Raw genomic sequence first — 24588 nt, forward strand, 5'->3', positions numbered from 1 at the left:
GGATAAAGTTCGGAAAACCCCTCGCTTCTAACCTTCAGTCAGGCGTTCACTAAACAGATGAGCCGTCGCCCCGACGTGCTGGCCCAGGTCAGCGACTTCGATATCCGTCTGCTGAAGATCTACCGCAGCGTGGTCGAATGTGGCGGGTTCTCCGCCGCCGAGAACGTGCTGGGCATCGGCCGTTCAGCCATCAGCCAGCACATGAACGACCTGGAACAGCGCCTGGGCCTGCGTCTGTGCCAACGAGGCCGGGCCGGATTCTCCCTGACCGAGGAAGGTCGCGAGGTCTATCAGTCGTCCCTGCAACTGCTGGCGGCCCTGGAAACCTTCCGCACCGAGGTCAACGGCCTGCACCAGCATTTGCGCGGCGAACTGAACATTGGCCTCACCGACAACCTGGTCACGCTGCCGCACATGCGCATCACCCATGCCCTGGCCGAACTCAAGGACCGCGGCCCGGACGTGCACATACAGATCCGCATGATCCCGCCCAGCGAAGTCGAACAAGGGGTGCTCGCCGGCAGTCTGCACGTAGGCGTGGTGCCCCAGACCCATCCGCTCGCCGGGCTGGACTACCAGCCGTTGTACAGCGAGCGCTCATTGCTGTACTGCGCCGTGGGCCACCCGCTGTTCTATGCCGACGATGCCCAGATCGACGATGCCCGACTCGAGGCCCAGGATGCCGTGGCGCCGACCTTCCGGCTGCCGGCGGAGATCCAGGCGTGCTACCAGGCCTTGCGCTGCACGGCCAGTGCCTCGGATCGCGAGGGCATGGCCTTCCTGATTCTCACGGGGCGGTACATCGGCTACCTGCCCGAACATTACGCCGACACCTGGGTCAGGGAAGGACGCCTGCGCGCGCTCAAGTCAGCCTCGCGTTTCCATGACCTGAACCTGTGCTGGGTCACCCGCAAGGGACGGCGCCCGAACCTGGTCGTGGAAAGCTTCCTCGAACGTCTGGCGGCGACACGCTAAAACTTGTCACATCGCCTCAGGCAGGTACTCTGTCCCCTCGTCATCCGCACCTTTCGTAGGGAAGCGCTCAATGAGTCTAGAAGTGCCCGCGCACCGCGCCTCTCCTTCCGGCAAACCGGCCGGACGCATCCGCCAGAAGAACGAGCAGGCCATCCTCCAGGCCGCCGAGGACGAGTTCGCGCGCCATGGGTTCAAGGGCACCAGCATGAACACCATCGCGACCAAGGCCGGCCTGCCCAAGGCCAACCTGCACTACTACTTCACCAACAAGCTGGGCCTGTACGTCGCCGTGCTGAGCAACATCCTCGACCTGTGGGACAGCACCTTCAACACCCTGACCGTCGATGACGACCCAGGCGAGGCCCTGACGCGCTACATCCGCGCCAAGATGGACTTCTCCCGACGCAACCCCAAGGCTTCGCGGATCTTCGCCATGGAAGTGATCAGCGGCGGGCAACGGCTGGGCGACTATTTCAGCGCCGACTACCGCCAGTGGTTCCAGGGGCGCGCCCGGGTTTTCCAGGCCTGGATCGAGGCCGGCAAGATGGACCCGGTCGACCCGGTCCAACTGATCTTCCTGATCTGGAGCAGCACCCAGCACTATGCGGACTTCGCCACCCAGATCTGCCAGGTCACCGAGCGCAAGCGCCTGACCAAGCAGGACATGCAGCTGGCCAGCGACAACCTGGTCCATATCATCCTCAAAGGGTGTGGAATCACCCCGCCCGTGTGACGTGAGCCTATGCCTTCTACCCTGCTCGACCTCTGCGAGTTTCGCGAGGAAATCCGCAAGAGTCGCTTCATCACCCTGGCCGCGCCGATCACCTCGGTGGAGGACGCCGTGCGCTTCTTCGACCGTCACGCCGACCCTGCCGCCACGCACAATTGCTGGGCCTGGAAGCTGGGCGACCAATACCGCAGCAACGACGACGGTGAGCCAGGAGGCACCGCCGGGCGGCCCATCCTGGCGGCGATCGAGGCCCAGGACTGCGACCAGGTCGCGGTGCTGGTGATCCGCTGGTACGGCGGCATCCAACTGGGCACGGGCGGACTGGCACGAGCCTATGGAGGTGGCGCCAACAAATGCCTGCAACAGGCACCCAAACGGGTGTTGGTGCAACGCGACACGTTCACCTGCACCTGCGCGTTCGGTGAGCTGGCCCTGCTCAAGCTGCGCCTGGCTGACGTCGATGGGCTGGTGGTCGATGAGCAGTTCACCGCCAACGGCGTCGATCTGCACCTGGCCCTCAGTGCGGACCGGGCCAAGCATCTGCAACGACAGCTGGCAGACCTGAGTCGCGGTCGCATTCAACTCATGCCGCTGGAATAAGTTGCTCACATCCGCTGTGGGCCGCCTTGTGGATAAGCTTGGGGCATACCCCTACACCCCAGGAACGGCGAGGCCTGCAGAGGATTGATCAATTTTTGATCGGACGCCTTTTGCTGGCTGTGGAAACGGTGTCGACGGTTTTCATCCACAGCCTGATGCCCGTTCACGCGCCAGCAGACCCCGAATTTCACACAATTACTGTGGACCAGCCTGTGGATAACCCGTGCGTGCCTGCGCAAGCGCGTGGTGGGGCAAGGCGCGCAGACGATAGATCATTTTTCGTACAGCACCCTGACTGACCGGGCGTTGCGACCTGGCGTATGCTGAGGGCTTTCCCTTCATCGACTAGGAGTTCTCATGAGCGCATCCAAAACCGCGCTGGTCATCGGCGCCTCCCGTGGCCTGGGCTTGGGCCTGGTCCAGCGGCTACACGAGCAGGGCTGGAACGTCATCGCCACCGTGCGTGATCCGGCCAAGGCCACGGCGCTGCACGCGCTGGCGGGCGTACGGGTCGAAGCCCTGGAGATGAACGATGCGTCACAGCTCGATGCGCTCGGACAACGCCTCGAGGGCGAGGTGCTCGACCTGCTGTTCGTCAACGCCGGTGTCATGGGCCCCCTGCCCCAGTCTGCCGACACCATTCACCTCGAGCAGGTCGGCGAGCTGTTCATGACCAATGCGGTCTCGCCCATTCGCGTCGCCCGCCGCCTGGTCGATCAGGTGCGCCCCGGTACGGGGGTGGTGGCCTTCATGAGTTCGGGCCTGGGCAGCGTGGCCAGCCCGGATGCGGGTGAGATCTGCTTGTACAAAGCCAGCAAGGCTGCGCTCAACTCGATGATCAACAGCTTCGTGGTGGCGTTGCAACGCCCGGACCTCTGCGTGCTGGCCATGCACCCTGGCTGGGTCCGTACCGAAATGGGCGGGGAAAACGCCGAGATCGACGTGCTGACCAGTACCCAGGGGATCCTCGCGCAGGTCGAGGCCCAGGCCGGTCACGGTGGGCTTCGCTTCCTGGACTACGCCGGCAGGACCCTGCCCTGGTAACCGTCCCGCCTCGCGCGCGGCGGGCCTGAGGCACGGCCTTGGCGTCACTCGGTCGACTCGCCCCCCGCGCCAGGGCTGGACCTGTACAATGCTCGATTGTTAGTTGATCGAGATTCGCACCATGTATGACTGGCTCAATGCCTTGCCCAAGGCCGAACTGCACCTGCACCTTGAAGGTTCGCTCGAGCCCGAGCTGTTGTTCGCCTTGGCCGAACGCAACAAGATCGCCCTGCCCTGGCAGGACGTGGACGCACTGCGCAGCGCCTATGCCTTCGGCAACCTGCAGGAATTCCTCGACCTCTACTACCAGGGCGCGAACGTCCTGCGTACCGAGCAGGATTTCTACGACCTGACCTGGGCCTACCTGCAACGCTGCAAGGCGCAGAACGTCATCCACACCGAGCCGTTCTACGATCCGCAGACCCACACCGACCGTGGCATTCCCTTCGAGGTGGTGCTCGACGGCATCACCCGTGCGCTCAAGGACGGCCGTGAGCAACTGGGCATCACCAGCGGGCTGATCCTGAGCTTCCTGCGCCACCTGAGCGAAGAACAGGCCGAACGCACGCTGGACCAGGCCCTGCCGTTCCGCGATGCCTTCGTCGCCGTAGGCCTGGACAGCTCCGAGATGGGCCATCCGCCCAGCAAGTTCAAGCGGGTGTTCGACCGTGCCCGTGGCGAAGGCTTCCTGACCGTGGCCCACGCCGGCGAGGAAGGTCCGCCCGAGTACATCTGGGAAGCCCTGGACCTGCTGAAGATCGAGCGTATCGACCATGGCGTACGCGCCATCGAGGACGAACGCCTGATGCAGCGGATCATCGATGAGCAGATCCCGCTGACCGTCTGCCCCCTGTCCAACACCAAGCTGTGCGTGTTCGAGCACATGGGCCAGCACAACATTCTCGACATGCTCGAGCGTGGCGTGAAGGTCACGGTCAACTCCGATGACCCCGCCTACTTCGGTGGATACGTGACCGAGAACTTCATGGCGCTGCATGAGCACCTGGGCATGACCCAGGCGCAAGCCACCCGGCTGGCGCAGAACAGCCTGGATGCACGTTTGGTCAAGTAAGACGTCGGTCTCTTCAGGTCGACGCGAAGCGTACCGGTTGCGTACGCTTCGCGCCGATCGGGGGTCGAGGCGGTGCTGACTCAGCTAACCGACCTGCCAGGTCGGCAGGCACGCGATCTGATTGATCTGTTGCAAGCCAAAGGCCGAGATACGCAGCGCCCGCGACTGCTCATGTTCACGGATCCAGCCCGATTGCATGAACAGCTTGAAGAACGCCTGCCCCAGGCTACCCCCGAGGTGCGGTCGCTGATCGCTCCACTCGCAGCAATGACAGATCACGCAGTCACGCTGCGCCCCCGGTGCCAGGGCATCGATGAACACGCCGATCGCAGCCATCTGCTGGCGCCCTTCCAGGCTGACACGCTGCTGTGGCTCCTGACCCTCCAGCCAGTTCGCCAGTACCAGACGGTCATACAGGTCGGCAGCCAGCTTCCCCCCAAGGTGCTCGCCGCACCGCCGCGCCTGACGCATCGACACAGGAATGTCCAATGGCAGACGCTGGACGGGTTTGCCTGGGGCATCACCGATGCGAACACTGGCCATGGCTTCCACCGCCATGCCAACCTCGGGCGTGGCCAGGCGGAAATAACGTTTGCGGCCACGGGTTTCCGGCCGCACCAACCCTCCCGTGGACAGCAGCGACAGGTGGGCGCAGACCGACGATGCGGTCAAACCGGTCATTGCGGCCAATTCCTCGGCCGGTCGCGCGACACCGTCGATCAGCGCCCACAACATGGCGCTACGCTTGGGATCGGCCATCAAACTGGCGATCTGGCTGATACTGCTGACAGCTTTCATCTTTCGGGTACTCCCTGCGTCATCTGTCTGATAGCGGAACATCAGCCAGGCTTGGCGGGCGCCTCGGACAATCACCAGGTCGCGCAAGGTACGAACACGTCAGAACGGCATGACCCGTGCCAGGCTGCCCCACGTTGCCGCGCACTGCGCCCTGGCAGGGAAGCGTCTCTCGCTGGCACTGGCTGCCGGGAGCAGTATAAGCGGCGACTTCACGGGCGCCGCTGATCTGAAACGGGTCGAGCACACGGCAGAGGGCCAGGGTCGCCCAGGTTGCTGGATCCCATCGCAAGCGCGTGACCAATTAGTCAGACCATGCGCGTGATGCCGCGCCCAGTCCTTGCCAGTTCGCGCACGCTGGCGGCAGTCGCCGAGGCAGCACCAGCAAGCAGATGCCCACGTCGAGCTTCCCCAGGTATGGCAGAAGAATAGGAAATTTCCCTATCCAGCAAGTTGTGTCAAAGGCTCACATCCTTACGGACCGAAGAGGCATCCGTCGCTCACACAGCACGCGCGGCGCGGCGCGCCAATGCCGCCATGATGACCACCGCGACACCACACAGGCTGATGACCAGGGCCATGGGCACCGCGCTGCCATCGTGCAGCACGCCCACCAACGCCGCCGCACCGGACGCCACGCTGAACTGCATGCAGCCCATCAAGGCCGACGCGCTGCCGGCACGTGCGCCTTGCCCGGCCATCGCGCAGGCCGACGCGTTAGGTGCGATGCACCCCAGGCTGGCGATGCAGACGAACAGGGGCACGAGCAGAGGCCACAGCGCTGCAGGTCGCAACGTGGCCACCAGCAGCAAGGTGAGCGCCGCAGCCACATACACCCAGACGGCACGCCCCAGCAGGACGGCCGGGCCACGCCGCGCCAAAAGACGTGCGTTGACCTGAGCGACGAGGATGAAGCCTGCGGCGTTGATCCCGAACAGCCAGCCATAATGCTCGGCCGGCACGCCATAGAGCTTGATGAACACGAACGGCGAGCCGGCGATGTAGGCGAACATGCCGGCGATGGCGATCCCCCCGGTCAACGCATGGCCCACGAAGGCACGATCACGCAACAGCCGCCCATACTGGCGCAGCGCGCCCGACAAGGGCTGGCGCGGCAGATGCGCCGGCATGCTCTCGCCCAGGCCCAGGTAGACCGCCACCAGGCACAGTGCGCTGAACAGGCTCAGCACCAGGAAGATCGACTGCCACCCGGACACGCTGACCAGCAACCCACCCAGCATGGGTGCCAGGATCGGCGCCAGCCCCATCACCAGCATCAGTTGCGAGAACACCTTGGCCGCATCGATCGGCTCACAACGGTCACTGACGATCGCCCGCGACAGCACCATCCCCGCGCATCCCCCCAGCGCCTGGACGAAGCGTGCAGCGATCAGGGCATCCAGCGTCGGCGCAAAGGCGCACACCAGCGAAGCGATGACGAACAGCCCCACCCCGAACAGCAAGGGCAGCCGTCGCCCGAAACGGTCGGCGATCGGCCCGTAGGCCAGCTGCCCGATCGACAGGCCGAGGAAATAGGCCGCCAGCGTGGTCTGCACATGCTTTTCATCGGTGGCGAAGGCCTGGGCCATGGCCGGGAAAGCCGGCAGGTAAAAGTCGATCGCCAGGGGCCCGAACGCGCTCAGGGCCCCCAGGATCAAGATCATTCGAAGGTTCATCCCATATCCTTAGCAGGCTAAGCAATAGCGCAGTTTACCTGGCCTGCCTGCACTCGGCATGAAAACCTTGCCGAGTGGTCGGATACTTCGACACCCCGCTAGAGCGCCTTGACGTCATAGCCCTCTTCGGCGATGGCAGCGACGATCTGCTCGGTCGACAACTGACTGGTCACGTTCACCCGTGCGCTCGCCAGGTCCACCTCCACCACCGCCCCGGTGTCGTGCGCCTGCAGCGCGCGGGTCACGGCCTTGACGCAGTGGCCGCAGCTCATGCCGTGTACTTCGAACGTTTGCATGGTCTTCCCTCCTGTCGAAATGAACCCCAGTCTCGTGCTTGCCCCCATGGCAAGGTCAAGCCCGTGCAGCGCCTGGCGCTGGAAATCTTGCCCCAGGTCGGCCAAGCTGCGCCTTTGCCAGGCGGTCGACAGGAGAGCCGTGATGATCAAGACAACGATCGGCGTGATGGGGCTGCTGGGCGCCCTGGCGCTGCCCCTGCCCATGCCGAAGGCAACCATGACTACAGCGTGCTGATCATTTCCCGCGAGCGCCTGGAAGTGGCGACCAGCTGCGAGATCGGCATCTACCTCAACGATCAGTTGGTGGCGCGGCTGTTCCAGGAGCAGTCCACCTCGTTCAACCTGCCTGCCGGGCAGGTGGACGTGCGCCTGCGGCGCCTGCCCGGTCAGGCACCGGGCTGCAGCAACGGCCTAGAAAACCAGCGCAGCGTGCGCCTCACGCTGCCCGCCGGGCAGATCGTCAAATACCGCATCGCCATGGAAGGCCCTGGCTTCACGCTGAGGCCGACCAGCCTGGGCTATTGACCTTGACCACGTGGCAAGGTCGATGCTGAGGGTGTGAAACCCAGGAGCCAGACCATGCCAGCAGCCATCACCTACCACCTGCCGATCGACGGCATGACCTGCGCCAGTTGCGCAGGTCGGGTCGAACGGGCCCTGCGCAAGGTCGCCGGGGCCGATCAGGTCAGCGTCAACCTGGCGACCGAACAGGCACGGGTCGAGGCCCCACCACAGAGCCTGCCGACCTTGATCGAGGCCGTTTCCCAGGCAGGCTACCAGGTGCCGTTGCAGGCGCTGGACCTGCGCCTCGAGGGCATGACCTGCGCCAGTTGCGCAGGCCGGGTCGAGCGCGCCTTGCTCAAGGTCCCTGGCGTGTTGCAGGCGAGCGTCAACCTGGCCAGCGAACGCGCCCAGGTCCAGGTGCTCGGCTCGGTCGCCATCGACGCCTTGCTGGCGGCCGTGCGCGACGCCGGCTATAGCGCCGAGCGCCTGGAAGAGACGCAGCAGTCCCACGACGCAGGTCGCCAGACCCTGTTCAGCGAGCGCACGGCCTTGACCCTTGCCCTGCTGCTGGCCGCGCCGCTGGTCCTGCCCATGGCCCTGCAACCGTTCGGCGTGCACGTCATGCTGCCGATCTGGGCGCAGTGGCTGCTCGCCACGCCGGTGCAGTTCATGCTCGGCGCCCGTTTCTACGTCGCCGCCTGGAAGGGCCTGCGCGCCCGGGCCGGCAACATGGACCAGCTGGTGGCGCTCGGGACCAGCGCTGGCTACGGACTGAGCCTGTACCAATGGGCGGTGGCCGACCCAGGTGCGCCCCCACATGTGTATTTCGAAGCCTCGGCGGTGGTCATCGCCCTGGTCTTGCTGGGCAAGTACCTGGAGCGCCGCGCCAAGCGCCAGACCGCCAGCGCCTTGCGCGCCCTCGAGGCCTTGCGCCCGGACCGGGCGATCCGGGTGATCGACGGCCGGGAAGAGGACGTCCCGATCAGCCAGCTGCGCGTGGGCGACGAGGTACGGGTCAAGCCGGGCGAGCGTTTCCCGGTCGATGGCGAGGTCCTCGACGGCAACAGCCTGGTCGATGAGTCGTTGATCAGCGGCGAAAGCCGGCCCGTGCCCAAGCGACCCGGCGATTCTGTGACAGGCGGCGCCATCAACATCGACGGCGCCTTGCGGGTCCGTACCGTGGCGGTCGGCACCGAGACCGTGCTGGCCCGCATCATTCGCCTGGTCGAGCAGGCTCAGGCGGCTAAGGCGCCGATCCAGAAACTGGTGGACCGGGTCAGCCAGGTGTTCGTCCCGGTCATCCTGCTGGTGGCCCTGTGCACCTTGCTGGGCTGGCTGTGGGCAGGCGCCGAGGCCCAGGTGGCGGTGATCAACGCGGTCGCCGTGCTGGTGATTGCCTGCCCCTGTGCACTGGGGCTGGCCACCCCCGCAGCGATCATGGCCGGCACAGGCGTGGCCGCCCGTCACGGTATCCTGATCAAGGACGCCGAGACCCTGGAGCGCGCCCATGCCGTGGACCAGGTGGTCTTCGACAAGACCGGCACGCTGACCTCGGGCAGCCCACGGCTGGTACACTGGCAGGCCGGTGACGACGATGCCAGCGACGTGCTGACCCTGGCAGGCAGCCTGCAGCGTGGCAGCGAGCACCCGCTGGCCCATGCCGTGCTCGAGGCCTGCCAGGTGCAGGGCGTGAGGGTGCAACCGCCCGAGCAGACCCGCGTGGTCAGCGGTCAAGGCATCGTCGGCCAGGTCCAGGGGCGGACCCTGGCACTGGGCAACGCTCACCTGCTCCCCCAGCACGAACCGCTCCCCAGCCCCCTGGCTGCTCAGGCACAGGCCTGGGAACAGCAAGGCCATACCTTGTCCTGGCTGGTCGAGCAGGCCCCGACACCGCGTGTACTGGGCCTGTTCGCCTTCGGCGACACGCTCAAGCCCGGTGCCCGCGCGGCCGTGCAGGCCCTGCAGGCGCAGGGCATCGCCTGCCACCTGTTGACCGGCGACAACCGCGGCAGCGCCCAGGCAGTGGCTGAAGGCACCGGCATCACCCAGGTCCAGGCCCAGGTACTGCCGGCCGACAAGGCCGCGCGGGTGCACGCGCTGCGCCAGCAGGGTGTGGTGGCCATGGTCGGTGACGGCATCAACGACGCGCCGGCATTGGCAGCCGCCGACATCGGCATCGCCATGGGCGGCGGCACCGACGTGGCCATGCAGGCCGCCGGCATCACCCTCATGCGTGGGGATCCACGGCAGGTGCCCGCCGCCCTCGAGATCAGCCGCAAGACCTACGCCAAGATCCGCCAGAACCTGTTCTGGGCCTTCATCTACAACCTGATCGGCATCCCGTTGGCGGCCTTCGGCCTGCTCGACCCGGTGCTGGCCGGGGCGGCGATGGCACTGTCCAGCGTCAGCGTGGTCAGCAATGCATTATGGTTGAAGACTTGGACACCCTCCCCCCTCAGCGAGGCCCCATGAACATCGGACAAGCCGCCCGGCGCAGCGGGCTCAGCGCCAAGATGATCCGCTACTACGAAACGATCGGCCTGTTGCGCCCGGCCACCCGCAGCGACAGCGGTTACCGCGTGTACCGGGAACAGGACCTCGACAGCCTGGGGTTCATCAAGCGCTCGCGCGACCTGGGGTTTTCCCTGGACGAAGTCGGCCAGCTGCTGCGTCTGTGGCAGGACGGTGACCGGGCCAGCGCCGACGTCAAGCGCCTGGCCACCCAGCACATCGACGACCTGAACAGGCGTATCGAGGAGTTGGTCGGTCTGCGTGACACCCTCGATCGCCTGGTTACCTCCTGTCAGGGCGACGCGCGACCCGACTGCCCGATCCTCGAGGGCCTGGCGAGCGGCCGTTGCGAGGCCTCGAAGCACGCCGACGAGACCCCGTGCATACCGAATCCGACAGGACGATGTTCCGATCACGACATCCCCGGCTGAATCCGGACACGAGGCCTCAAGAGATCCACCCGCGCTGCCGATGGCTTGTGTATCTGCCAAGCTTTATAAAAAAAATCGGGAGCGTGGATGAACATCAAACAGAAACTGACGTGGGCGTTCGCCGTCATTGCCGGCCTGCCCATCGTGCTGGTGGCCACCCTCGTGGTGCTGAACTTGCGCAGCGAGTCGCGCGAGGGCTTTCTCGACAGCAGCACGCGCGAGGTCCGGCAGGTCAGCAATGCCATGCAGCTGTTCTTCAAGGCCATCGACGAGAACGTGGAAATGCTCGCCAACCACCCGGCGATCACGGCCGGCAATGGCGAGCTGAACAAGTACATGAGCGCAGCGCCCTCCCGTGTGCTGGGCGAAGGCGACCAGCGCGTCCTCGACATCTTCAATGCCCTGGGCAACAGCCATGCCAGCTATGCCTACCTGTCGTACGGCGTGAGCGACGGTGGGTACGTGTCCTACCCGGCCGGCCAGAACTTCAACAACTACGACCCTCGCCAGCGTCCCTGGTACCAGGCGGCCATGGCCCAACCGGGCAAGACCGTGCGCACCAGCGCGTATTACTGGCCAGCGGACAATGCCGTGCTCATCGGCAACGTGCGTACGGTCGCCAACCAGTTGGGCAACCCTGGGGGCGTCGTGGGGGTCGACGTGTCCATTGGCGGTCTCACCGAGATCGTGCGCAAGATCAAGCTCGGTGACAGCGGCTACCTGATGCTGGTGGAAAACAATGGCAACGTGCTGGTCGACCCGCGCGACGCCGAACACAACTTCAAGCCGCTGGCCAGCTTCGGCGACGGCTATGCCGAGCTGGCCCGCGCCGGCAAGGGCCTGGTCGAGGTCACCATCGACGGTGAGCGTTACATGGCCAACGTCTACCCCGACGAAGCACTGGGCTGGACCTTCATCGGCCTGATCCAGGAGCGCGAAGTGATGCAGTCCGCCACCCGGCTGTCGTGGCTGATCGGCGGGATCGCCCTGGTGCTGGCGATCATCTTCGCCATCGTCGGCGCCGCCTTTGCCCGGCTGATCGTGCGTCCGATCAACAGCGTCACCAGCGGCCTAGAAGACATCGCCCAGGGCGAAGGCGACCTGACCCGCAACCTGGACGTGCGGGGGCGTGACGAAACCGCGCAACTGGCCAGCTGGTTCAACCAGTTCCTGGGGGCCATTCGCAGCCTGATCCAGCACATCGGCAGCGCAGCCGGCAAGATTCTCAGCACCTCTGCCAGCTCCACCCAGGTCTCCGGCAACATGGCCGACGCCGCCGGGCGTCAGCGGGAGGCGGTGGACATGGTCTCCACGGCCTTCCACGAGATGGTCGCCACGGCCAACGAGGTGGCCCGCTCCTGCAGCCAGGCCGCCGAGTCCGCCGACAGCGGCCAGCGTCAGGCGCACGAGGGGCAACAGCAGATCGACGCCGCCGTGCAGAGCGTGCACCGCCTGAGCCAGGAGATCGAACAGTCTGCACAGTCGATCCAGCAACTGGAGCGTGACAGCAACGCGATCCAGTCGATTCTCGGCACCATCCGTTCCATCGCCGAGCAGACCAACCTGCTGGCGCTCAACGCGGCCATCGAAGCGGCGCGTGCCGGCGAGCAGGGCCGTGGGTTCGCCGTGGTGGCCGACGAGGTCCGCGCCCTGGCCAAGCGCACCGCCGACTCCACCGCCGAGATCGACGGTTTGCTCGGCAACCTGGCCTCACGCACCGCCGAGGTCGCCGGGCAGATGCATGCCAGCCTGGACGTGTCGCAGGACTCGGTCACCCGCATCAGCCAGGCCCGTGACAGCTTCGGGCAGATCCGCGAGTCGGTGGACATCATCCGCGACATGAACACCCAGATCGCCACGGCGGCCGAAGAGCAGCATCAGGTGGCCGAAGACATCAACCGGCACATCAGCCAGATCCATGGCGACGCGCAGCTGGTGGCCGAACTGGCCCAGGCCGCCCGTCACGACTCGGAAAGCCTGGCCGGCCTGTCCAACGAGCTGGATGCGCTGGTGCGGCGCTTCCGCACCTGACCCTCAACGCCGCAGTTCGCCAGGCGTGAAACCGAAACGCTGGCGAAAGGCGGCGATGAAGGCCGAGGTCGACTCGTAACCGCAGCCCAGCGCGGCGTCCGTCACGCTGTCACCGTTCTCCAGCAATGCCAGCGACGACAGCAGACGCATGCGCTGGCGCCAATGCCGGAAGCTCAGGCCGGTCTCCCGTTGGAACAGCCGCGTCAGGGTCTTCTCCGAGCAGGTCAGACGCTCGGCCCATGCGCCCAGGGTGTGGGTCTGGTCAGGCTCGGCGAGCATGGCGTTGCACAGCGTCAGCAAGCCGATATGACGCGGCAGCGGCAACGAGAACCCGACTTCCGGCAGACCTTTCAGTTGGTCCAGCAGCACCGCGACCAGACGTGCTTCGGGGCTGTCCGGTTGCGGATAGCAGGGGTCGAACAGGCAGAACTGCTTGATCAGTTCCCGGGTCAGGGGCGTCACTTCCAGCACCCGGCAACGGGGCGCTGCCCACGTGCAGGCATCGCGCCGCACATAGAGGCTGCGCATGTCCGCCTGGGTCGAGGTGACCACCTCGTGGGGCACGTCCGCCGGGATCCAGATACCCCACTGCGGCGGCGCGAAATAGCTGCCGTTTTCGGTGTAGACGCCCAGCACCCCCTTGATCGCATAGGAAAACTGCACCCAGTCATGGCAATGCCGCGTGGTCCACGAGCCGGCCCCAAGGCTTTCGGCACGGGCGTACAGTGGCCTGGGCAAGGCCTCGAGCGTCGGGATGGGTCTTGGGCTGGCGAGGCGGTTGGGGAGCGGCATGGCGTCATCTGGGGCAAAAGCCAGAGCATGCCAGCAAAGTCCATGCTGCGTCCTCTGGCGTTCGTGGATGCTAGCTTGTGGGCCCTGGCGGGCCCAATCGCGGCACAGGGGCCGCTCCTACATCCGTAGTGACACCGCGGGGTTGCAGGTCATCGCGGTCCCTGTGGGAGTCCGCCCGCCGTCTTGGCGCCGCGCTGTCGCGCAGAGAACATGACGATAGCTGGCATGGCTTAGAGGCTTTATCTCTGATCGATTTCTGGGGCCGCTCCACCCGTAGCCCCACCGCGGCGTTGCAGGCTATCACTGCCCTCTGTGGGAGCGGCCCCTGTGCCGCGATTGGGCCCGCAGGGCCCACAAAACCAGTCCCCCTGGCCTGTGCATAACGACCCTTCACTGCCTAGCGCTCGATGATCGCCGTCACGCCCTGGCCACCCGCTGCACAGATGGAAATCAGGCCACGCCCCTTCCCGGCATGCGCCAGCAACTTGGCCAGGTGCGCCAGGATGCGCCCTCCCGTTGCAGCGAACGGGTGACCGCCCGCCAACGAGCTGCCCTTGACGTTCAACCGGCTGCGATCGATCGCCCCCAGGGCACCGGGCAACCCCAGCGTCTCGCGGCAGTACGCTTCGCTTTCCCAGGCCTTGAGCGTGCACAGCACCTGCGCCGCGAAGGCCTCGTGAATCTCGTAGTAGTCGAAATCCTGCAAACTCAAGCCATTGCGGGCCAGCAACCGGGGCACCGCATGCACGGGCGCCATCAACAAACCTTCCTGACCGTTGACGAAATCCACCGCCGCCGTCTCGCCATCGACCCACCAGGCCTGCACCGGCAGCCCCTGGGCGTCGGCCCAGGCCTCGCTGCCGAGCAGCACCAGGGAAGCCCCATCGGTGAGCGGCGTCGAGTTGCCCGCCGTCAGCGTCCCCTGACCGCCGCGCTCGAACACGGGCTTGAGAGCAGCCAGTTGCGCGTGCGTCAGGTCGGGCCGCAGGTTGTTGTCGCGCGTCAGTCCCAGGTACGGCGTGAGCAGGTCGTCATGCCAGCCTTCGGCATAGGCGGCGGCCAAGCGCTGGTGGCTGAGCAGCGCCAGCGCATCCTGCTCGTCCCGCGGGATCTGCCAATGTTGGGCCATGCGCTCGCAGTGCTGGCCCATGGACAACCCGGTGCGGGGCTCGCCATTGCGCGGCAACTCAGGCTTGAGATAACCAGGACGCACCTTGAGAAAGGGCTTGAGCCGCTGCTTGAGGCCCTTACCCCGGTTGGCCTGCAACAGCACCTGGCGCAGGCCTTCGTTGACCGCGATCGGTGCATCCGACGTGCTGTCCACACCGCCGGCGATGCCACAGTCGATCTGCCCCAGGGCGATCTTGTTCGCCACCAGCAGGGCCGCTTCCAACCCCGTGCCGCAGGCCTGCTGCACGTCGTAGGCAGGCGTCTGCGGTGACAAGCGCGACCCCAGCACGCATTCGCGGGTCAGGTTGAGGTCGCGCGAATGCTTGAGCACCGCCCCGGCCACCACCTCTCCCAGGCGCTGGCCATGCAGACGGTAGCGCTCCACCAGCCCCTCCAGGGTGGCGGTCAGCATCGCCTGGTTGCTGGCCTGGGCGTAGGCGCCGTTGGAACGGGCGAACGGAATTCGGTTGCCGCCTATGATCGCGACCCGGCGTGCTTCACGCATGCGCATACTCCTTCCTGACACATTTTGATCCGTAGAGCCTAGGTGTTTTTGCCCGCTTCGAACGACCCTGCCGTGTGAATGGTCCACACTGCATGCTTGCCTCAAGGAGACCTGACATGAGTGATCGCTACCTCGGCTTCGCCAATTCCTCCCTGGGTCGGCGCCTGGTCGACGCCCTGGGGCTGCCTCGCCCGGCCCCGCTGGAGCGCTGGCAGTCCGGCCGTCTGCGCCCGGTCGAAGGGGCCCTGGTCATCGGTGGCGGGCCGTTGGCGAACGCCGTGGAAGCGTTTGCCGCACGCCTGACCGACACCTGCTACAGCTACGCCGGCCAAGGCTTGCAGACACCTCCGTGGGTAGCCGGGCTGGGGCCGAAACTCAAGGCGCTGGTCTTCGACGCCAGTCACCTGTCCGACAGCGGCCAGCTCAAGCAGTTGCGCGAATTCTTCCAGCCCCTGCTGCGCAGCCTCGACCGCAGCGCCCATGTGGTCATCCTCGGCAGGCCTCCGGAAGCCGTCCAGGACCCGGCCGCCAGCGTCGCCCAGCGCGCCTTGGAAGGGTTCAGCCGCTCCCTGGCCAAGGAGCTGCGCAACGGCGCCACGGCCCAGCTGCTGTACGTGGGCGAAGATGCCCATGATCAACTCGAAGGCGCCCTGCGTTTCTTCCTCTCGCCCAAGAGCGCCTTCGTCTCGGGCCAGGTCCTGCGTCTGCAAGGGTGCGAGCGCCAGGTCCAGGACTGGACCCGTCCCCTGGGCGGCTGTCGAGCCCTGGTGACCGGCGCGGCCCGCGGCATCGGTGCTTCGATCGCCGAAACCTTGGTCCGCGATGGCGCCGAGGTGGTGCTGCTGGACGTGCCCCAGGCGCGCAAGGACCTGGAAGCCCTGGCGGCCCGTCTCGGTGGCCAGGCCTTGGCCCTCGACATCTGCGCCGTCGATGCCGCTGAGCAGCTGCAGACGAGTCTGGGCGAAGGCGTGGACCTGGTCGTGCACAACGCGGGCATCACCCGCGACAAGACCCTGGCCAACATGACCCCCGAGTACTGGGATTCGGTCATGGCGGTCAACCTCGACGCCCCTCAGGTCCTGACCCAGGCCCTGTTCGACACCGGCACCCTGCGCAGTGGTGGTCGCGTGGTACTGCTGGCCTCGGTCAGCGGGATCGCCGGCAACCGTGGCCAGACCAACTACGCCGCGAGCAAGGCCGGGCTGATCGGTCTGGCGCAGGCCCTTGCCCCTCGCCTTGCCGAGCGCGGTGTCACCATCAACGCCGTGGCCCCAGGCTTTATCGAGACCCACATGACCGCCGCCATGCCCGTGGGCCTGCGTGAAGCCGGCCGACGCCTGGCCTCCCTGGGCCAGGGCGGACGTCCGCAGGATGTGGCCGAAGCCGTGGCCTGGCTCGGGCAGCCCGGCTCCGGGGCGGTCACCGGCCAGGTGCTGCGTGTCTGCGGCCAGGCGTTGATGGGGGCATGAGCATGGCTATCGAGTGGCATGACCTGCATACCCCCGACTCGAGCGCGAGCCTGTACCTGCAGGCGCTGCGCACGCGCACGATCCGTGGCAAGACGCTGCCGGCCACCGGCCTGCGCTGCACCCTGCGCGTCGATCGCGACCACCTGGCCGCCTACCGAGGCCTGTGCCGCTTTCCCGACGACGGCCATCTGCCGGCGACCTACCCCCATGTCATGGCGTTCGGTCTGCACCTGCAACTGATGACTGCGCCGGCCTTTCCTTTCCCCTTGCTGGGCATGATTCACCTGGGCAACCGCATCGAGGTGCTGCGCCCATTGGGCGCCTTGGACAGTCTGCGCTTCGCGGTGCATGCCGAGCATCTGCGCCCGCATGCCAAGGGTGGCACTTTCGACCTGGTCACCGAGGCCGAGGACGGCCTGGGCGTGATCTGGCGCGAGACCAGCCGCATGCTGGTCCGTGGCCTGCGCCTCGATGCCTCGGCGGACGACGCCGGCTCAATGCACGAGGCGCCCTCTGAACTGAGGCCCTTGACCCGCTGGTACGCCGACAGCGACATCGGCCGTCGCTATGCCAAGGTCAGCGGGGACTACAACCCGATCCACCTGAGCGCCCTCAGCGCCCGACTGTTCGGCTTCCCCACGGCCATCGCCCACGGCATGTACAGCCTGGCCAGGACCTTGGCAGCCGTGCAGGACCACCTGCCCACGAGTGGTTATGGCGTCGACGTCGCCTTCCACAAGCCGGTTCGCCTGCCGACCGAGGTGATCCTTTCCACCAGCGAGCTGCAGCCTCCTGCCGGTCAGCTACGCCTGGAGGGACACAATGGCCCCGTGCACCTGGAGGGCCGCTGGTTCGGGCTGACCTGAAGGGCCCGAAGCCAGGCGTGCACAACACGCCTGACTGCGTCTTGCCCCTTGCGTTGCCGCAACGCGGGCCCGAAGCTATGCGCCTGGGTCCGCATTGATGAAACGAGTCCGATGAACCTGTCCGAACTGACCGCACGCCTGCACGCCATCCGCGACGCCAACGACTGGCAACGCTTCCACAGCCCGAAGAACCTGGCCATGGCCGCCAGTGTGGAGATGGCCGAATTGGTCGAGATCTTCCAATGGCTGAGCGAAGATCAGTCGCGCCACCTGCCCGCCGACCAACTGGCCCATGCCGGCCAGGAAATCGGCGACGTGGTGTTGTACCTGTTGCTGCTGTGCAGCGAACTGGGGCTGGACATGGACACCGTCGTGCGCGACAAGCTGGCCGACAGCGAACGGCGCTTCGCCCGATGAACGACCGTCACTTCGACGCCCTGGCCGCGCGCTTCGCGGAAAAGATCTACGGCGGTGCCAAGGGCGCCATCCGCCTTGCGGTGCTGCAGGCGGACCTGGCGCAGACCCTGCCCGACCGCCCCTTGCGCGTGCTCGACGTCGGTGCCGGGCTGGGCCACATGGCGCTGTGGCTGGCCGAGCGCGGTCATCAGGTCACGCTCGCCGAGCCTGCTGCCCCCATGCTCGAGGGCGCCCGCGAACGATTCGCCGAAGCCGGGCGACAGGCCACGTTCCTCCAGGCCGACTGGCAGTCCTTGCCAGCGCGGCTCGACACGCCTTTCGACCTGGTGATCTGCCATGCCGTGCTGGAGTGGCTGGCCGAGCCGCCGGCCATCCTGCCGGTCCTGCACCAGTTGACCCGACGCGACGGCTGGTTGTCCCTGGCGTTCTACAACCGCGATGCCCTGGTCTATCGCAACCTGCTCAAGGGTCACTGGCGCAAGCTGCGCAGTGATGAGCTGGCCGGCGAAAAGCAGAGCCTGACCCCACAGACGCCTCTCGACCCCCGTGAACTGCGCACGCAACTCGAACCCCTCTGGCAGGTCGAAAGCGAAAGCGGCGTACGCGTGTTCCACGACTACATGCCCAGGGACTTCCAGACCAAGGCGGCCTTGGCCGACCTGCTGGAGATGGAACTGGCCCACCGTCGCCACCCCAGCTTCGCCGGCCTGGGCCGCTACCTGCACTGGATCTGCAGGCCGCGCTGACCGCCATCCGGCAGGAGGTAACCATGTTGCATCGACGCCTGTGCCTGGCCGTGCTGCCCTTCGTGCTGAGCGCCTGCCAGAGCCCCAACCCGTACGTCGCCAGTTCCCTGCCCTTGCCGCCCGCCCCGGCACAGGCCAGCCGGACCTTCGACGCCAGTGCCTACCCGGCACCGGCCCGCGACTATGGCCGCTACCGGAGCTGGAGCTGGCGCGACGGTCGGCTGCCGAGCGGTGGTGCCAACACCGAGCCTGCGCAACTGACCGATGCCATCGGCAGCGCGCTCGACCAGCAAGGCCTGCGCCCGGCGCGGGGCCGTGTGGGCGACCTGCTGGTCAGCGCGAACGTGCGCCTCGAGCGGCGCGTACGTCAGGTGCGTGATTACGACGATTACCCCTACGGCGGCACGCCCTATGGCGGTGTCGGCTACGGTGGCTATCGCAACGGTTACGGCGGTTATGCCAGCGTCCCGGTGGTGCGCACTTATGAAGTCGACGTGATGGTGGTGACCATCGAGCTGTTCGATGCACGGGATGGTCAGCCCGTGTGGAGCGGCAGCGCCGAAACCGGCAGTGACAGGTCATCGCCCCGGGCACGCGAAGAGGCGGTGCGCGAGGCAGTCAAGAAAGCGCTGAGCGGCTTCCCGCCCAGCTGAATCCAGGTAACGGAGAAAGGCCATGGTCGCTCGTGTCGTGCTGCTGTCGTTCATGCTGTTGCTGGGCGCCTGCGCCACCAGCAACGTCTCCCAGGATTTCGATGCCGGGCGCGATTTCGCCGCCTACCGCAGCTGGGCCTGGCAACGCCCGGCCCTGGAATACCGCCCGGACGACCCGCGGATCAAAAGCGACCTGACCGAGCAGCGCATCCGCGAGGCCATTGCCAGCCAGCTCGACCAGCGTGGTCTGCGCCCGGCCCAGGCAGGCACGTCGGCAGACGTGACGGTACGCGCCTACTTGGTGGTCGAGGATCGCCAGCAGCAGGTCACCAACACCTACGGCGGCGGTTGGGGCGGCGCCTGGGGTGGGTACTGGGGCGGCCCGATGTACAACGAGACCCGCAGCATCGACTACAAGGTCGCCACGCTTCAGGTCGACCTGTTCGATGGCCGCGACGGCAAGCTGGTCTGGCGCGGCAGCGCGGAGCACGTGGTCGACACGTCGGCGTCCGACCCGCAGGCGCGCAGCCAGGCCATCCAGAAGGAAGTGGGGCAGATCATGGCCCATTATCCACCGCGCTGAGCCACCCAGGGCTGCGCCTGGTCACCGTCTCAGCTTTTTTACATCCCTTTACAGGCTTGCCTCGCCGAAGCGGTCTACCCTGAGAACAAGGCTGTCATCAGCCCGAACCGATGACCAACCTCAAGCGTGGTACTGGATCGATGCAGAGCATTGTTCTCTTGATGTGGCTGGCCATGTGTACCGAACAGGACATCCGTGGGCGTCAGGTCGCCGACACGTTGACGCTCGGCGTCGCGATCGGTGCGTTGATCTGGCTGTTCGCCACGGGGCATACCTGGATTGGCGCGTCGGCCAGCGATGCGGGGTGGGGCCTGGCGATCGTCATGGCGATGACGCTGCCAGGGTACTGGCTGGGGCATTTCGCCGCCGGCGATGTGAAATTGCTGGGCGCCCTGGCCCTGGCGACCAGTCATGACTATGTGCTGGGCACCTTCATCGGCGCAGGCGTGGCGTTTCTGGTCTGGGTACTGGGCCGCCGTCGCCTGTGGACAGTACTCAACGCCCGGCTCAAGAAGCATCTGCGCCAGGTGATCGAAGGCCTGGGTGACAAGCAGCCCTTGGCGCCCTATGTGATGGTAGGGTTCGTCTGGACAGTGGTGTGGTTGTCGTGAAGCATGTTCGTGCTGCAAACCTTTGCAGTCACGAATCGCCCGCTGAGGGCACAGGAGCGTTGCCGTTTACAGGGAGTTGAACGTGAGTCAGTGTAATCATGCAGTGAAAGTCTTGATCATCCACGAGCGAGCCTGCGTCCCCGAGGCCATGTGTACCTTGCTCGTGCGCGAGGGGTACGCCCACGCCGTCGCCGAGAGCCCGGCGCAGGCCTTGGCGCTCTACGCCGCCGAACCCGACATCGGTCTGATCATCTGCGCCGTACAGACGCCTGGCACCGAGCATTGGGCCTTGGTCCGCTCCCTGGAGCGCGCCGGTGGTGCACAACGCGCCTTCAGGGCCATGCTGGTCAGCCAGGACAGCGACGCGTCTGCGGTGCTGAGGGCCATGCGCGCAGGGTTTGCCGACTACCATGCACGTCCGCTCGACCTGGACGAATGGCTGACTCAGGTGCAGCGTCTGGAAGGCGAAGTCCTTCAGCGGCGCCAAGCCCAGCAGGAAGTCGAGCACCTCAGCCAGCGCCTGCAAGACCTGGGCGACTTCATCGACCACCTGCATCAGGACCTGGAACGCGCACGGGGCGGCAACTTGGCTCGCCGCTCGACCGACCTCGACGTCGAGGTAGAGACCGACCTCGAGCTGTTGCCGGCCGTGTTCGGCGCCCTTTCACCCCGACAACTGGAAGTCGCCCGCCTGGTGGGCCGCGGCCAGACCAACCACCAGATCGCCTGCGCGCTCGGCATCACCGAGAACACGGTCAAACTCTACGTCTCCCAAGTGCTGCGCCTGACGCGCATGCACAATCGAACCCAGCTGGCCCTGGCCCTGACGCCCAGCTCGTCGCCGGTACGGCAGCGATTGACCAACCATTAAGCGCGCAGGCGGCCAGTGATGTGGCCTGCGGGGCAGGTGGTGACGAGTCGGACGCCATCGCGGGCAAGCCCGCTCCCACAGGTGGCTGCTCCCACAGGTTGCTTCAGGCAGGCAGCACAGCCAGCTGCTTCAGATGGGCAGCGCAATGACTCACATCGGTGCCTGTTTCCAGCAAGCATCAGCATGCTGGCTCCTACAGGTTGCTGCTTCAGACAGGCAATACACTACCCCAACCGGCACCTGTTTCCATCAAGCAGAAACAGGCTGACTCAGCATCCTATGGGAGATTCTATGGTTTCTGCCAAGTGCTAATGTGGGCCCTGGCGGGCCCAATCGCGGCACAGGGGCCGCTCCTACACCCGTAGCCCTACCGCGGTGATGCAGGCCATCGCGGTTACTGCGGGCTTGCCCGCGATGGCGGTTGTGATTTCACCTGATCGGTCAAAGGCTGTCTTGCCCTTCACCGACGCCTCACTCCCGCACCTCGAATGCCACCCGGGCCGTCTGTCCGCTGTCATCCAGCACACTCAACTCGAACGACCCGACGCGTGTCAGCGCCACCATCAGTTCCTCCTGCCCTGCTGTCTCTCCGACTTGCCCGCCATTCAGGAACCACCAGCGCTGACCGTCGCCGCCAAGTGCCGACACGCGCAGACGCAAGGGCTCCCCGCTGGCAGCCGGACGGCGCAGTTGATCGGCAGGCCGAATACCGACGATCGACAGCGGCGCCGCGGGTGGAGACTGCCGTGGCGGACACGTGGGATCGACCGCCGGCAAGCGTGCGGCACGGCGCTCGGCTTTCGGCAGCCAGGGCTCCACGGGGGCCGGCCACAGCGCGAGGGTACGCGGCGTCGCTCCCGGGCAGTCCTCATTGACGCGCAGCCCCTGGGCATTGACCCACAGCGTGTCCCGCAGCCCCAGACCCAGTGGCTGATCGCTAGCCTGCAAGGTCGGCGGTACCGTGCCGTCCAGCGTCCAGGCGAAGCGCTGGCGCCGGCAATTGGGATCGGTGCGCTCCAGAGGCTGGCCCAACGGCCAGCAGATCGCCGCCACGCCGACACTCGCCGGTTTGCGCGGGGCGGGCTGATTCAGGCCGCGCTGGCGATCACGGTTGCTCAGCAAATCGTGCACCTGCAGCATCAGCGGCGCGGCCGACGCCAGACCGAACTGCCCCGGCACGGGGGTGCCGTCCGGTCGCCCGATCCATACCCCGATCAGGTAACGCGGTCCGACGCCGATCGACCACGCATCACGGAACCCATAACTGGTCCCGGTCTTCCAGGCCAGGGGAACCGGGGCACTCAGGTCGGCATGCGGATCACGGTCCGGACGTGCCAGACCCGACAGAATCCGGCGGGTGATCCAGGCCGCGCCAGGCGACATCAGCCGCCGTTCGATCAAGGGATCCTGCGGCTGCAAGCGGATCTGCGCCGCCTTGCCGTCACGCGCCAGGGCCGCATAGCCGCCGACCAGGTCCTCCAGGCGGCTGCCGACACCGCCCAGGATCAGCGCCAGGTTGGGCTCGGCCAGCGGCGGCAAGGCCAGCGGCATGCCCCCCATGCGCAGCTGCGCGGCGAAGCGCTTGGGCCCGTAGGCTTCCAGCAACTGCACCGCCGGAAGGTTCAGCGACAGCGCCAGCGCCGAACTGGCCGACACCGGCCCGCTGAAGCCACTGGAGAAGTTGCCCGGTCGATAGTCGCCATACCGCCGCGGCACGTCCTGCAACAGCGACTCGGAGTGGATCAACCCATCGTCCATCGCCATGGCGTACAGAAACGGCTTGAGCGTCGAGCCCGGCGAACGCAGCGCATGGACCATGTCGACATGACCGAAGCGTCGCGCGTCCTCTAGGTCCACCGAACCCAGGTAGGCACGCACGGCCATGGTCTGGGCATCGACCACCAGCAACGCCGCGGAGGTACGTTCCGGCAGCCGGGCACGCCACCCCAGCAGCAGGTCTTCCAGACGCCGTTGCAGGGCCGCATCGAGGGTCGTGCGAATCAGCGGCGGACTGCCCGGACGGTTCAGCCGCCGGGCCAGCAAGGGGGCCAGGGCAGGCTCCTGGCGCGGTGCCAGCAACAGCGGTTCCTCACGGGCTTCGGCGATGCGCTGGGCAGGCCAGGCGTGGTACTCGGCCAAGCGCTCCAGCACCTTGTCCCGGGCCTGCCGTGCGCGCAGCGGATGGCGGTCCGGGCGCAGTCGGCTGGGGGCCTGGGGCAGCACGGCCAGCAGCGCGGCTTCGGCCGGCGTCAGGTGCTGGGGCGACTTGCCCAGGTACGCCCAACTGGCGGCCGCCACGCCTTGCAAGGTGCCACCGAACGGTGCGCGGTCCAGGTACAGCTGCAGAATCTCGCGCTTGGACAAGTGCCATTCCAGCTGCAGGGTGCGCGCCATCTGCCGCAGCTTGCCGCGCACGGTGCGCGGATGAGGTTCGAGCAGCCGCGCCACCTGCATCGACAGCGTGCTGCCGCCCGACACCACCCGTCCGCCGTGCAGGTTCAGCCAGGCCGCGCGCGCCAGCGCCAGAGGGTTGATGCCCAGGTGGTGGTAGAACCAGCGGTCCTCGTAGGTCAGCAAGGCCTCCAGGTACAACGGCGACACCTGCTCGGCACTGACAGGGTAGCGCCACACGCCCTCGGCATCGGCGAACCGCCACAGTGGCGTGCCATCCTCGGCGACCACCACCCGCGCCAGGTCGTCGCCGGGCAAGGGCAAGGGCCACAGTCGGTCGGCGAGCCATAGCAGGCCCAACAGCACCAGTGACGTGCCCACCAGCGCGCGCAGCCAGTACGGTATACGCTTCAGGTGACGCATCGGCGCCCCCGGGTCAGGGAACCGAACCGGGCGGTCGGCAGCCAAAGTGTGGGCAACGGCAGCGACGCCGGCACTTTCATCAGGAAACGACTATGCATGTAGAAGGCTTTTTCGAATGGCTGGGCCAGGCGCTGGGCGCGTTGATCCGGGTCGTCGTGGACGCGCTCAGCGGCGTGTTCAACGGGTTGGCCAATGCCGGTGGCAACTTCGTCGACGGTCTCTCGCGAACGCTGGGGATGGACACATCGCTGATCAGCATCCTGGCCCTGATCGTCGGCCTGGCGCTGCTGTACTCGGCGGTGCGTGCCTTCATGCGTGCGTCGGTGATCGCGGGCATCATCTGGGCCTTGCTGGGGTTGTGGGTGCTGAGCTGGGTCGTGCACTGAGTCACGCCCCCGCTCAGGGGCCGGGCGCTCTCGCCCTGCC

The 24588-nt window shown here is 66.5% G+C and carries 22 protein-coding genes and 2 pseudogenes; 18 read left to right on the forward strand and 6 right to left on the reverse strand.

Annotation, left to right across the window (positions count from 1 at the left end):
* Positions 1 to 57: 57 nt before the first annotated feature.
* The 5 genes from APT63_17330 to APT63_17350 all read left to right on the forward strand — a co-directional run bounded on the left by APT63_17330 (position 58) and on the right by APT63_17350 (position 4421).
* Positions 58 to 975 (forward strand): LysR family transcriptional regulator, encoded by a 918-nt coding sequence (locus APT63_17330; protein ID AMA47235.1) that lies wholly within the window; start codon positions 58 to 60, stop codon positions 973 to 975.
* A gap of 70 nt (positions 976 to 1045) precedes the next feature.
* Entirely contained in the window at positions 1046 to 1708 is a 663-nt protein-coding gene (locus APT63_17335; protein ID AMA47236.1) for a TetR family transcriptional regulator, read from the forward strand.
* Between the two features lie 9 nt (positions 1709 to 1717).
* A complete protein-coding gene (locus APT63_17340) occupies positions 1718 to 2305 on the forward strand; it encodes a thymidylate synthase (protein AMA47237.1) in 588 nt (195 codons plus the stop codon).
* A gap of 357 nt (positions 2306 to 2662) precedes the next feature.
* Complete coding sequence (locus APT63_17345; GenBank protein ID AMA47238.1) at positions 2663 to 3349, forward strand: short-chain dehydrogenase; 687 nt, start codon at positions 2663 to 2665, stop codon at positions 3347 to 3349.
* A gap of 121 nt (positions 3350 to 3470) precedes the next feature.
* Positions 3471 to 4421, forward strand: a complete 951-nt coding sequence (locus APT63_17350) for an adenosine deaminase (protein ID AMA47936.1) — start codon at positions 3471 to 3473, stop codon at positions 4419 to 4421.
* A gap of 84 nt (positions 4422 to 4505) precedes the next feature.
* Here APT63_17350 and APT63_17355 read toward each other — a convergent pair whose 3' ends face one another.
* The 3 genes from APT63_17355 to APT63_17365 all read right to left on the reverse strand — a co-directional run bounded on the left by APT63_17355 (position 4506) and on the right by APT63_17365 (position 7188).
* Positions 4506 to 5219, reverse strand: coding sequence for an ArsR family transcriptional regulator (locus APT63_17355; GenBank protein ID AMA47239.1), 714 nt, complete (start codon positions 5217 to 5219; stop codon positions 4506 to 4508).
* A gap of 497 nt (positions 5220 to 5716) precedes the next feature.
* Positions 5717 to 6892: an MFS transporter gene (locus APT63_17360; protein ID AMA47240.1), complete on the reverse strand. Its 1176-nt coding sequence runs from the start codon at positions 6890 to 6892 to the stop codon at positions 5717 to 5719.
* A gap of 98 nt (positions 6893 to 6990) precedes the next feature.
* Entirely contained in the window at positions 6991 to 7188 is a 198-nt protein-coding gene (locus APT63_17365) for a copper resistance protein CopZ (protein ID AMA47241.1), read from the reverse strand.
* A 142-nt stretch (positions 7189 to 7330) separates the two neighbouring features.
* On the opposite strand from APT63_17365, the pseudogene APT63_17370 reads away from it, so the two are divergent.
* The 4 genes and pseudogenes from APT63_17370 to APT63_17385 all read left to right on the forward strand — a co-directional run bounded on the left by APT63_17370 (position 7331) and on the right by APT63_17385 (position 12665).
* Positions 7331 to 7713, forward strand: a pseudogene (locus tag APT63_17370) (hypothetical protein).
* A gap of 54 nt (positions 7714 to 7767) precedes the next feature.
* Entirely contained in the window at positions 7768 to 10164 is a 2397-nt protein-coding gene (locus APT63_17375) for a copper-transporting ATPase (GenBank protein AMA47242.1), read from the forward strand.
* Positions 10161 to 10547, forward strand: a pseudogene (locus APT63_17380) (Cu(I)-responsive transcriptional regulator). The gene APT63_17375 and the pseudogene APT63_17380 overlap by 4 nt, the downstream one beginning before the upstream one ends.
* 174 nt (positions 10548 to 10721) lie before the next feature.
* Positions 10722 to 12665 (forward strand): chemotaxis protein, encoded by a 1944-nt coding sequence (locus APT63_17385; GenBank protein AMA47243.1) that lies wholly within the window; start codon positions 10722 to 10724, stop codon positions 12663 to 12665.
* 3 nt (positions 12666 to 12668) lie between these two features.
* On the opposite strand, the gene APT63_17390 is transcribed toward APT63_17385, so the two are convergent.
* Both APT63_17390 and APT63_17395 read right to left on the reverse strand, forming a co-directional pair.
* Positions 12669 to 13457: an AraC family transcriptional regulator gene (locus APT63_17390; protein ID AMA47244.1), complete on the reverse strand. Its 789-nt coding sequence runs from the start codon at positions 13455 to 13457 to the stop codon at positions 12669 to 12671.
* A gap of 397 nt (positions 13458 to 13854) precedes the next feature.
* The gene (locus tag APT63_17395; protein AMA47937.1) at positions 13855 to 15132 is read right to left on the reverse strand and encodes an acetyl-CoA acetyltransferase; all 1278 of its coding nucleotides are present in this window, start codon (positions 15130 to 15132) and stop codon (positions 13855 to 13857) included.
* Between the two features lie 116 nt (positions 15133 to 15248).
* Here APT63_17395 and fabG point away from each other — a divergent pair, with 116 nt between their 5' ends.
* From fabG to APT63_17435, 8 genes are all read left to right on the forward strand, one after another.
* Positions 15249 to 16601: a 3-ketoacyl-ACP reductase gene (fabG, locus tag APT63_17400; protein ID AMA47245.1), complete on the forward strand. Its 1353-nt coding sequence runs from the start codon at positions 15249 to 15251 to the stop codon at positions 16599 to 16601.
* A gap of 2 nt (positions 16602 to 16603) precedes the next feature.
* The gene (locus APT63_17405; protein AMA47246.1) at positions 16604 to 17467 is read left to right on the forward strand and encodes an acyl dehydratase; all 864 of its coding nucleotides are present in this window, start codon (positions 16604 to 16606) and stop codon (positions 17465 to 17467) included.
* Positions 17468 to 17578: 111 nt separating this feature from the next.
* Positions 17579 to 17884: a pyrophosphatase gene (locus tag APT63_17410; protein AMA47247.1), complete on the forward strand. Its 306-nt coding sequence runs from the start codon at positions 17579 to 17581 to the stop codon at positions 17882 to 17884.
* Complete coding sequence (locus APT63_17415; protein ID AMA47248.1) at positions 17881 to 18630, forward strand: SAM-dependent methyltransferase; 750 nt, start codon at positions 17881 to 17883, stop codon at positions 18628 to 18630. The genes APT63_17410 and APT63_17415 overlap by 4 nt, the downstream gene beginning before the upstream one ends.
* 23 nt (positions 18631 to 18653) lie before the next feature.
* Complete coding sequence (locus APT63_17420) at positions 18654 to 19283, forward strand: hypothetical protein (GenBank protein AMA47249.1); 630 nt, start codon at positions 18654 to 18656, stop codon at positions 19281 to 19283.
* A 22-nt stretch (positions 19284 to 19305) separates the two neighbouring features.
* Complete coding sequence (locus APT63_17425; GenBank protein AMA47250.1) at positions 19306 to 19866, forward strand: hypothetical protein; 561 nt, start codon at positions 19306 to 19308, stop codon at positions 19864 to 19866.
* Positions 19867 to 20006: 140 nt separating this feature from the next.
* Positions 20007 to 20477 carry a peptidase A24 gene (locus APT63_17430; GenBank protein ID AMA47938.1) on the forward strand — a complete coding sequence of 157 codons (471 nt, stop codon included), beginning with the start codon at positions 20007 to 20009 and terminating at the stop codon, positions 20475 to 20477.
* Between the two features lie 82 nt (positions 20478 to 20559).
* Positions 20560 to 21348 (forward strand): LuxR family transcriptional regulator, encoded by a 789-nt coding sequence (locus APT63_17435; GenBank protein ID AMA47939.1) that lies wholly within the window; start codon positions 20560 to 20562, stop codon positions 21346 to 21348.
* Between the two features lie 471 nt (positions 21349 to 21819).
* Here the strand turns inward: APT63_17435 and APT63_17440 are convergent, their stop codons facing one another.
* Positions 21820 to 24162, reverse strand: coding sequence for a penicillin-binding protein 1C (locus APT63_17440; protein AMA47251.1), 2343 nt, complete (start codon positions 24160 to 24162; stop codon positions 21820 to 21822).
* A gap of 92 nt (positions 24163 to 24254) precedes the next feature.
* Here APT63_17440 and APT63_17445 point away from each other — a divergent pair, with 92 nt between their 5' ends.
* Positions 24255 to 24548, forward strand: coding sequence for an MFS transporter (locus tag APT63_17445; protein AMA47252.1), 294 nt, complete (start codon positions 24255 to 24257; stop codon positions 24546 to 24548).
* Positions 24549 to 24588 lie beyond the last annotated feature (40 nt).

This window comes from Pseudomonas monteilii (genome assembly GCA_001534745.1).
In the GTDB taxonomy this organism is placed as follows: domain Bacteria; phylum Pseudomonadota; class Gammaproteobacteria; order Pseudomonadales; family Pseudomonadaceae; genus Aquipseudomonas; species Aquipseudomonas alabamensis.

Excerpts from the sequence above, each read along its gene's own strand:
- APT63_17385 (AMA47243.1), top strand. The coding sequence starts at position 10,722 with ATGAACATCAAACAGAAACTGACGTGGGCGTTCGCCGTCATTGCCGGC.
- APT63_17345 (AMA47238.1), top strand. The coding sequence starts at position 2,663 with ATGAGCGCATCCAAAACCGCGCTGGTCATCGGCGCCTCCCGTGGCCTG.
- APT63_17350 (AMA47936.1), top strand. The coding sequence starts at position 3,471 with ATGTATGACTGGCTCAATGCCTTGCCCAAGGCCGAACTGCACCTGCAC.
- APT63_17445 (AMA47252.1), top strand. The coding sequence starts at position 24,255 with ATGCATGTAGAAGGCTTTTTCGAATGGCTGGGCCAGGCGCTGGGCGCG.
- APT63_17405 (AMA47246.1), top strand. The coding sequence starts at position 16,604 with ATGGCTATCGAGTGGCATGACCTGCATACCCCCGACTCGAGCGCGAGC.
- APT63_17410 (AMA47247.1), top strand. The coding sequence starts at position 17,579 with ATGAACCTGTCCGAACTGACCGCACGCCTGCACGCCATCCGCGACGCC.
- APT63_17335 (AMA47236.1), top strand. The coding sequence starts at position 1,046 with ATGAGTCTAGAAGTGCCCGCGCACCGCGCCTCTCCTTCCGGCAAACCG.
- APT63_17415 (AMA47248.1), top strand. The coding sequence starts at position 17,881 with ATGAACGACCGTCACTTCGACGCCCTGGCCGCGCGCTTCGCGGAAAAG.
- APT63_17355 (AMA47239.1), bottom strand. The coding sequence starts at position 5,219 with ATGAAAGCTGTCAGCAGTATCAGCCAGATCGCCAGTTTGATGGCCGAT.
- APT63_17395 (AMA47937.1), bottom strand. The coding sequence starts at position 15,132 with ATGCGTGAAGCACGCCGGGTCGCGATCATAGGCGGCAACCGAATTCCG.
- APT63_17360 (AMA47240.1), bottom strand. The coding sequence starts at position 6,892 with ATGAACCTTCGAATGATCTTGATCCTGGGGGCCCTGAGCGCGTTCGGG.
- APT63_17390 (AMA47244.1), bottom strand. The coding sequence starts at position 13,457 with ATGCCGCTCCCCAACCGCCTCGCCAGCCCAAGACCCATCCCGACGCTC.
- APT63_17375 (AMA47242.1), top strand. The coding sequence starts at position 7,768 with ATGCCAGCAGCCATCACCTACCACCTGCCGATCGACGGCATGACCTGC.
- APT63_17430 (AMA47938.1), top strand. The coding sequence starts at position 20,007 with ATGCAGAGCATTGTTCTCTTGATGTGGCTGGCCATGTGTACCGAACAG.
- fabG (AMA47245.1), top strand. The coding sequence starts at position 15,249 with ATGAGTGATCGCTACCTCGGCTTCGCCAATTCCTCCCTGGGTCGGCGC.
- APT63_17420 (AMA47249.1), top strand. The coding sequence starts at position 18,654 with ATGTTGCATCGACGCCTGTGCCTGGCCGTGCTGCCCTTCGTGCTGAGC.
- APT63_17330 (AMA47235.1), top strand. The coding sequence starts at position 58 with ATGAGCCGTCGCCCCGACGTGCTGGCCCAGGTCAGCGACTTCGATATC.
- APT63_17440 (AMA47251.1), bottom strand. The coding sequence starts at position 24,162 with ATGCGTCACCTGAAGCGTATACCGTACTGGCTGCGCGCGCTGGTGGGC.
- APT63_17425 (AMA47250.1), top strand. The coding sequence starts at position 19,306 with ATGGTCGCTCGTGTCGTGCTGCTGTCGTTCATGCTGTTGCTGGGCGCC.
- APT63_17365 (AMA47241.1), bottom strand. The coding sequence starts at position 7,188 with ATGCAAACGTTCGAAGTACACGGCATGAGCTGCGGCCACTGCGTCAAG.
- APT63_17340 (AMA47237.1), top strand. The coding sequence starts at position 1,718 with ATGCCTTCTACCCTGCTCGACCTCTGCGAGTTTCGCGAGGAAATCCGC.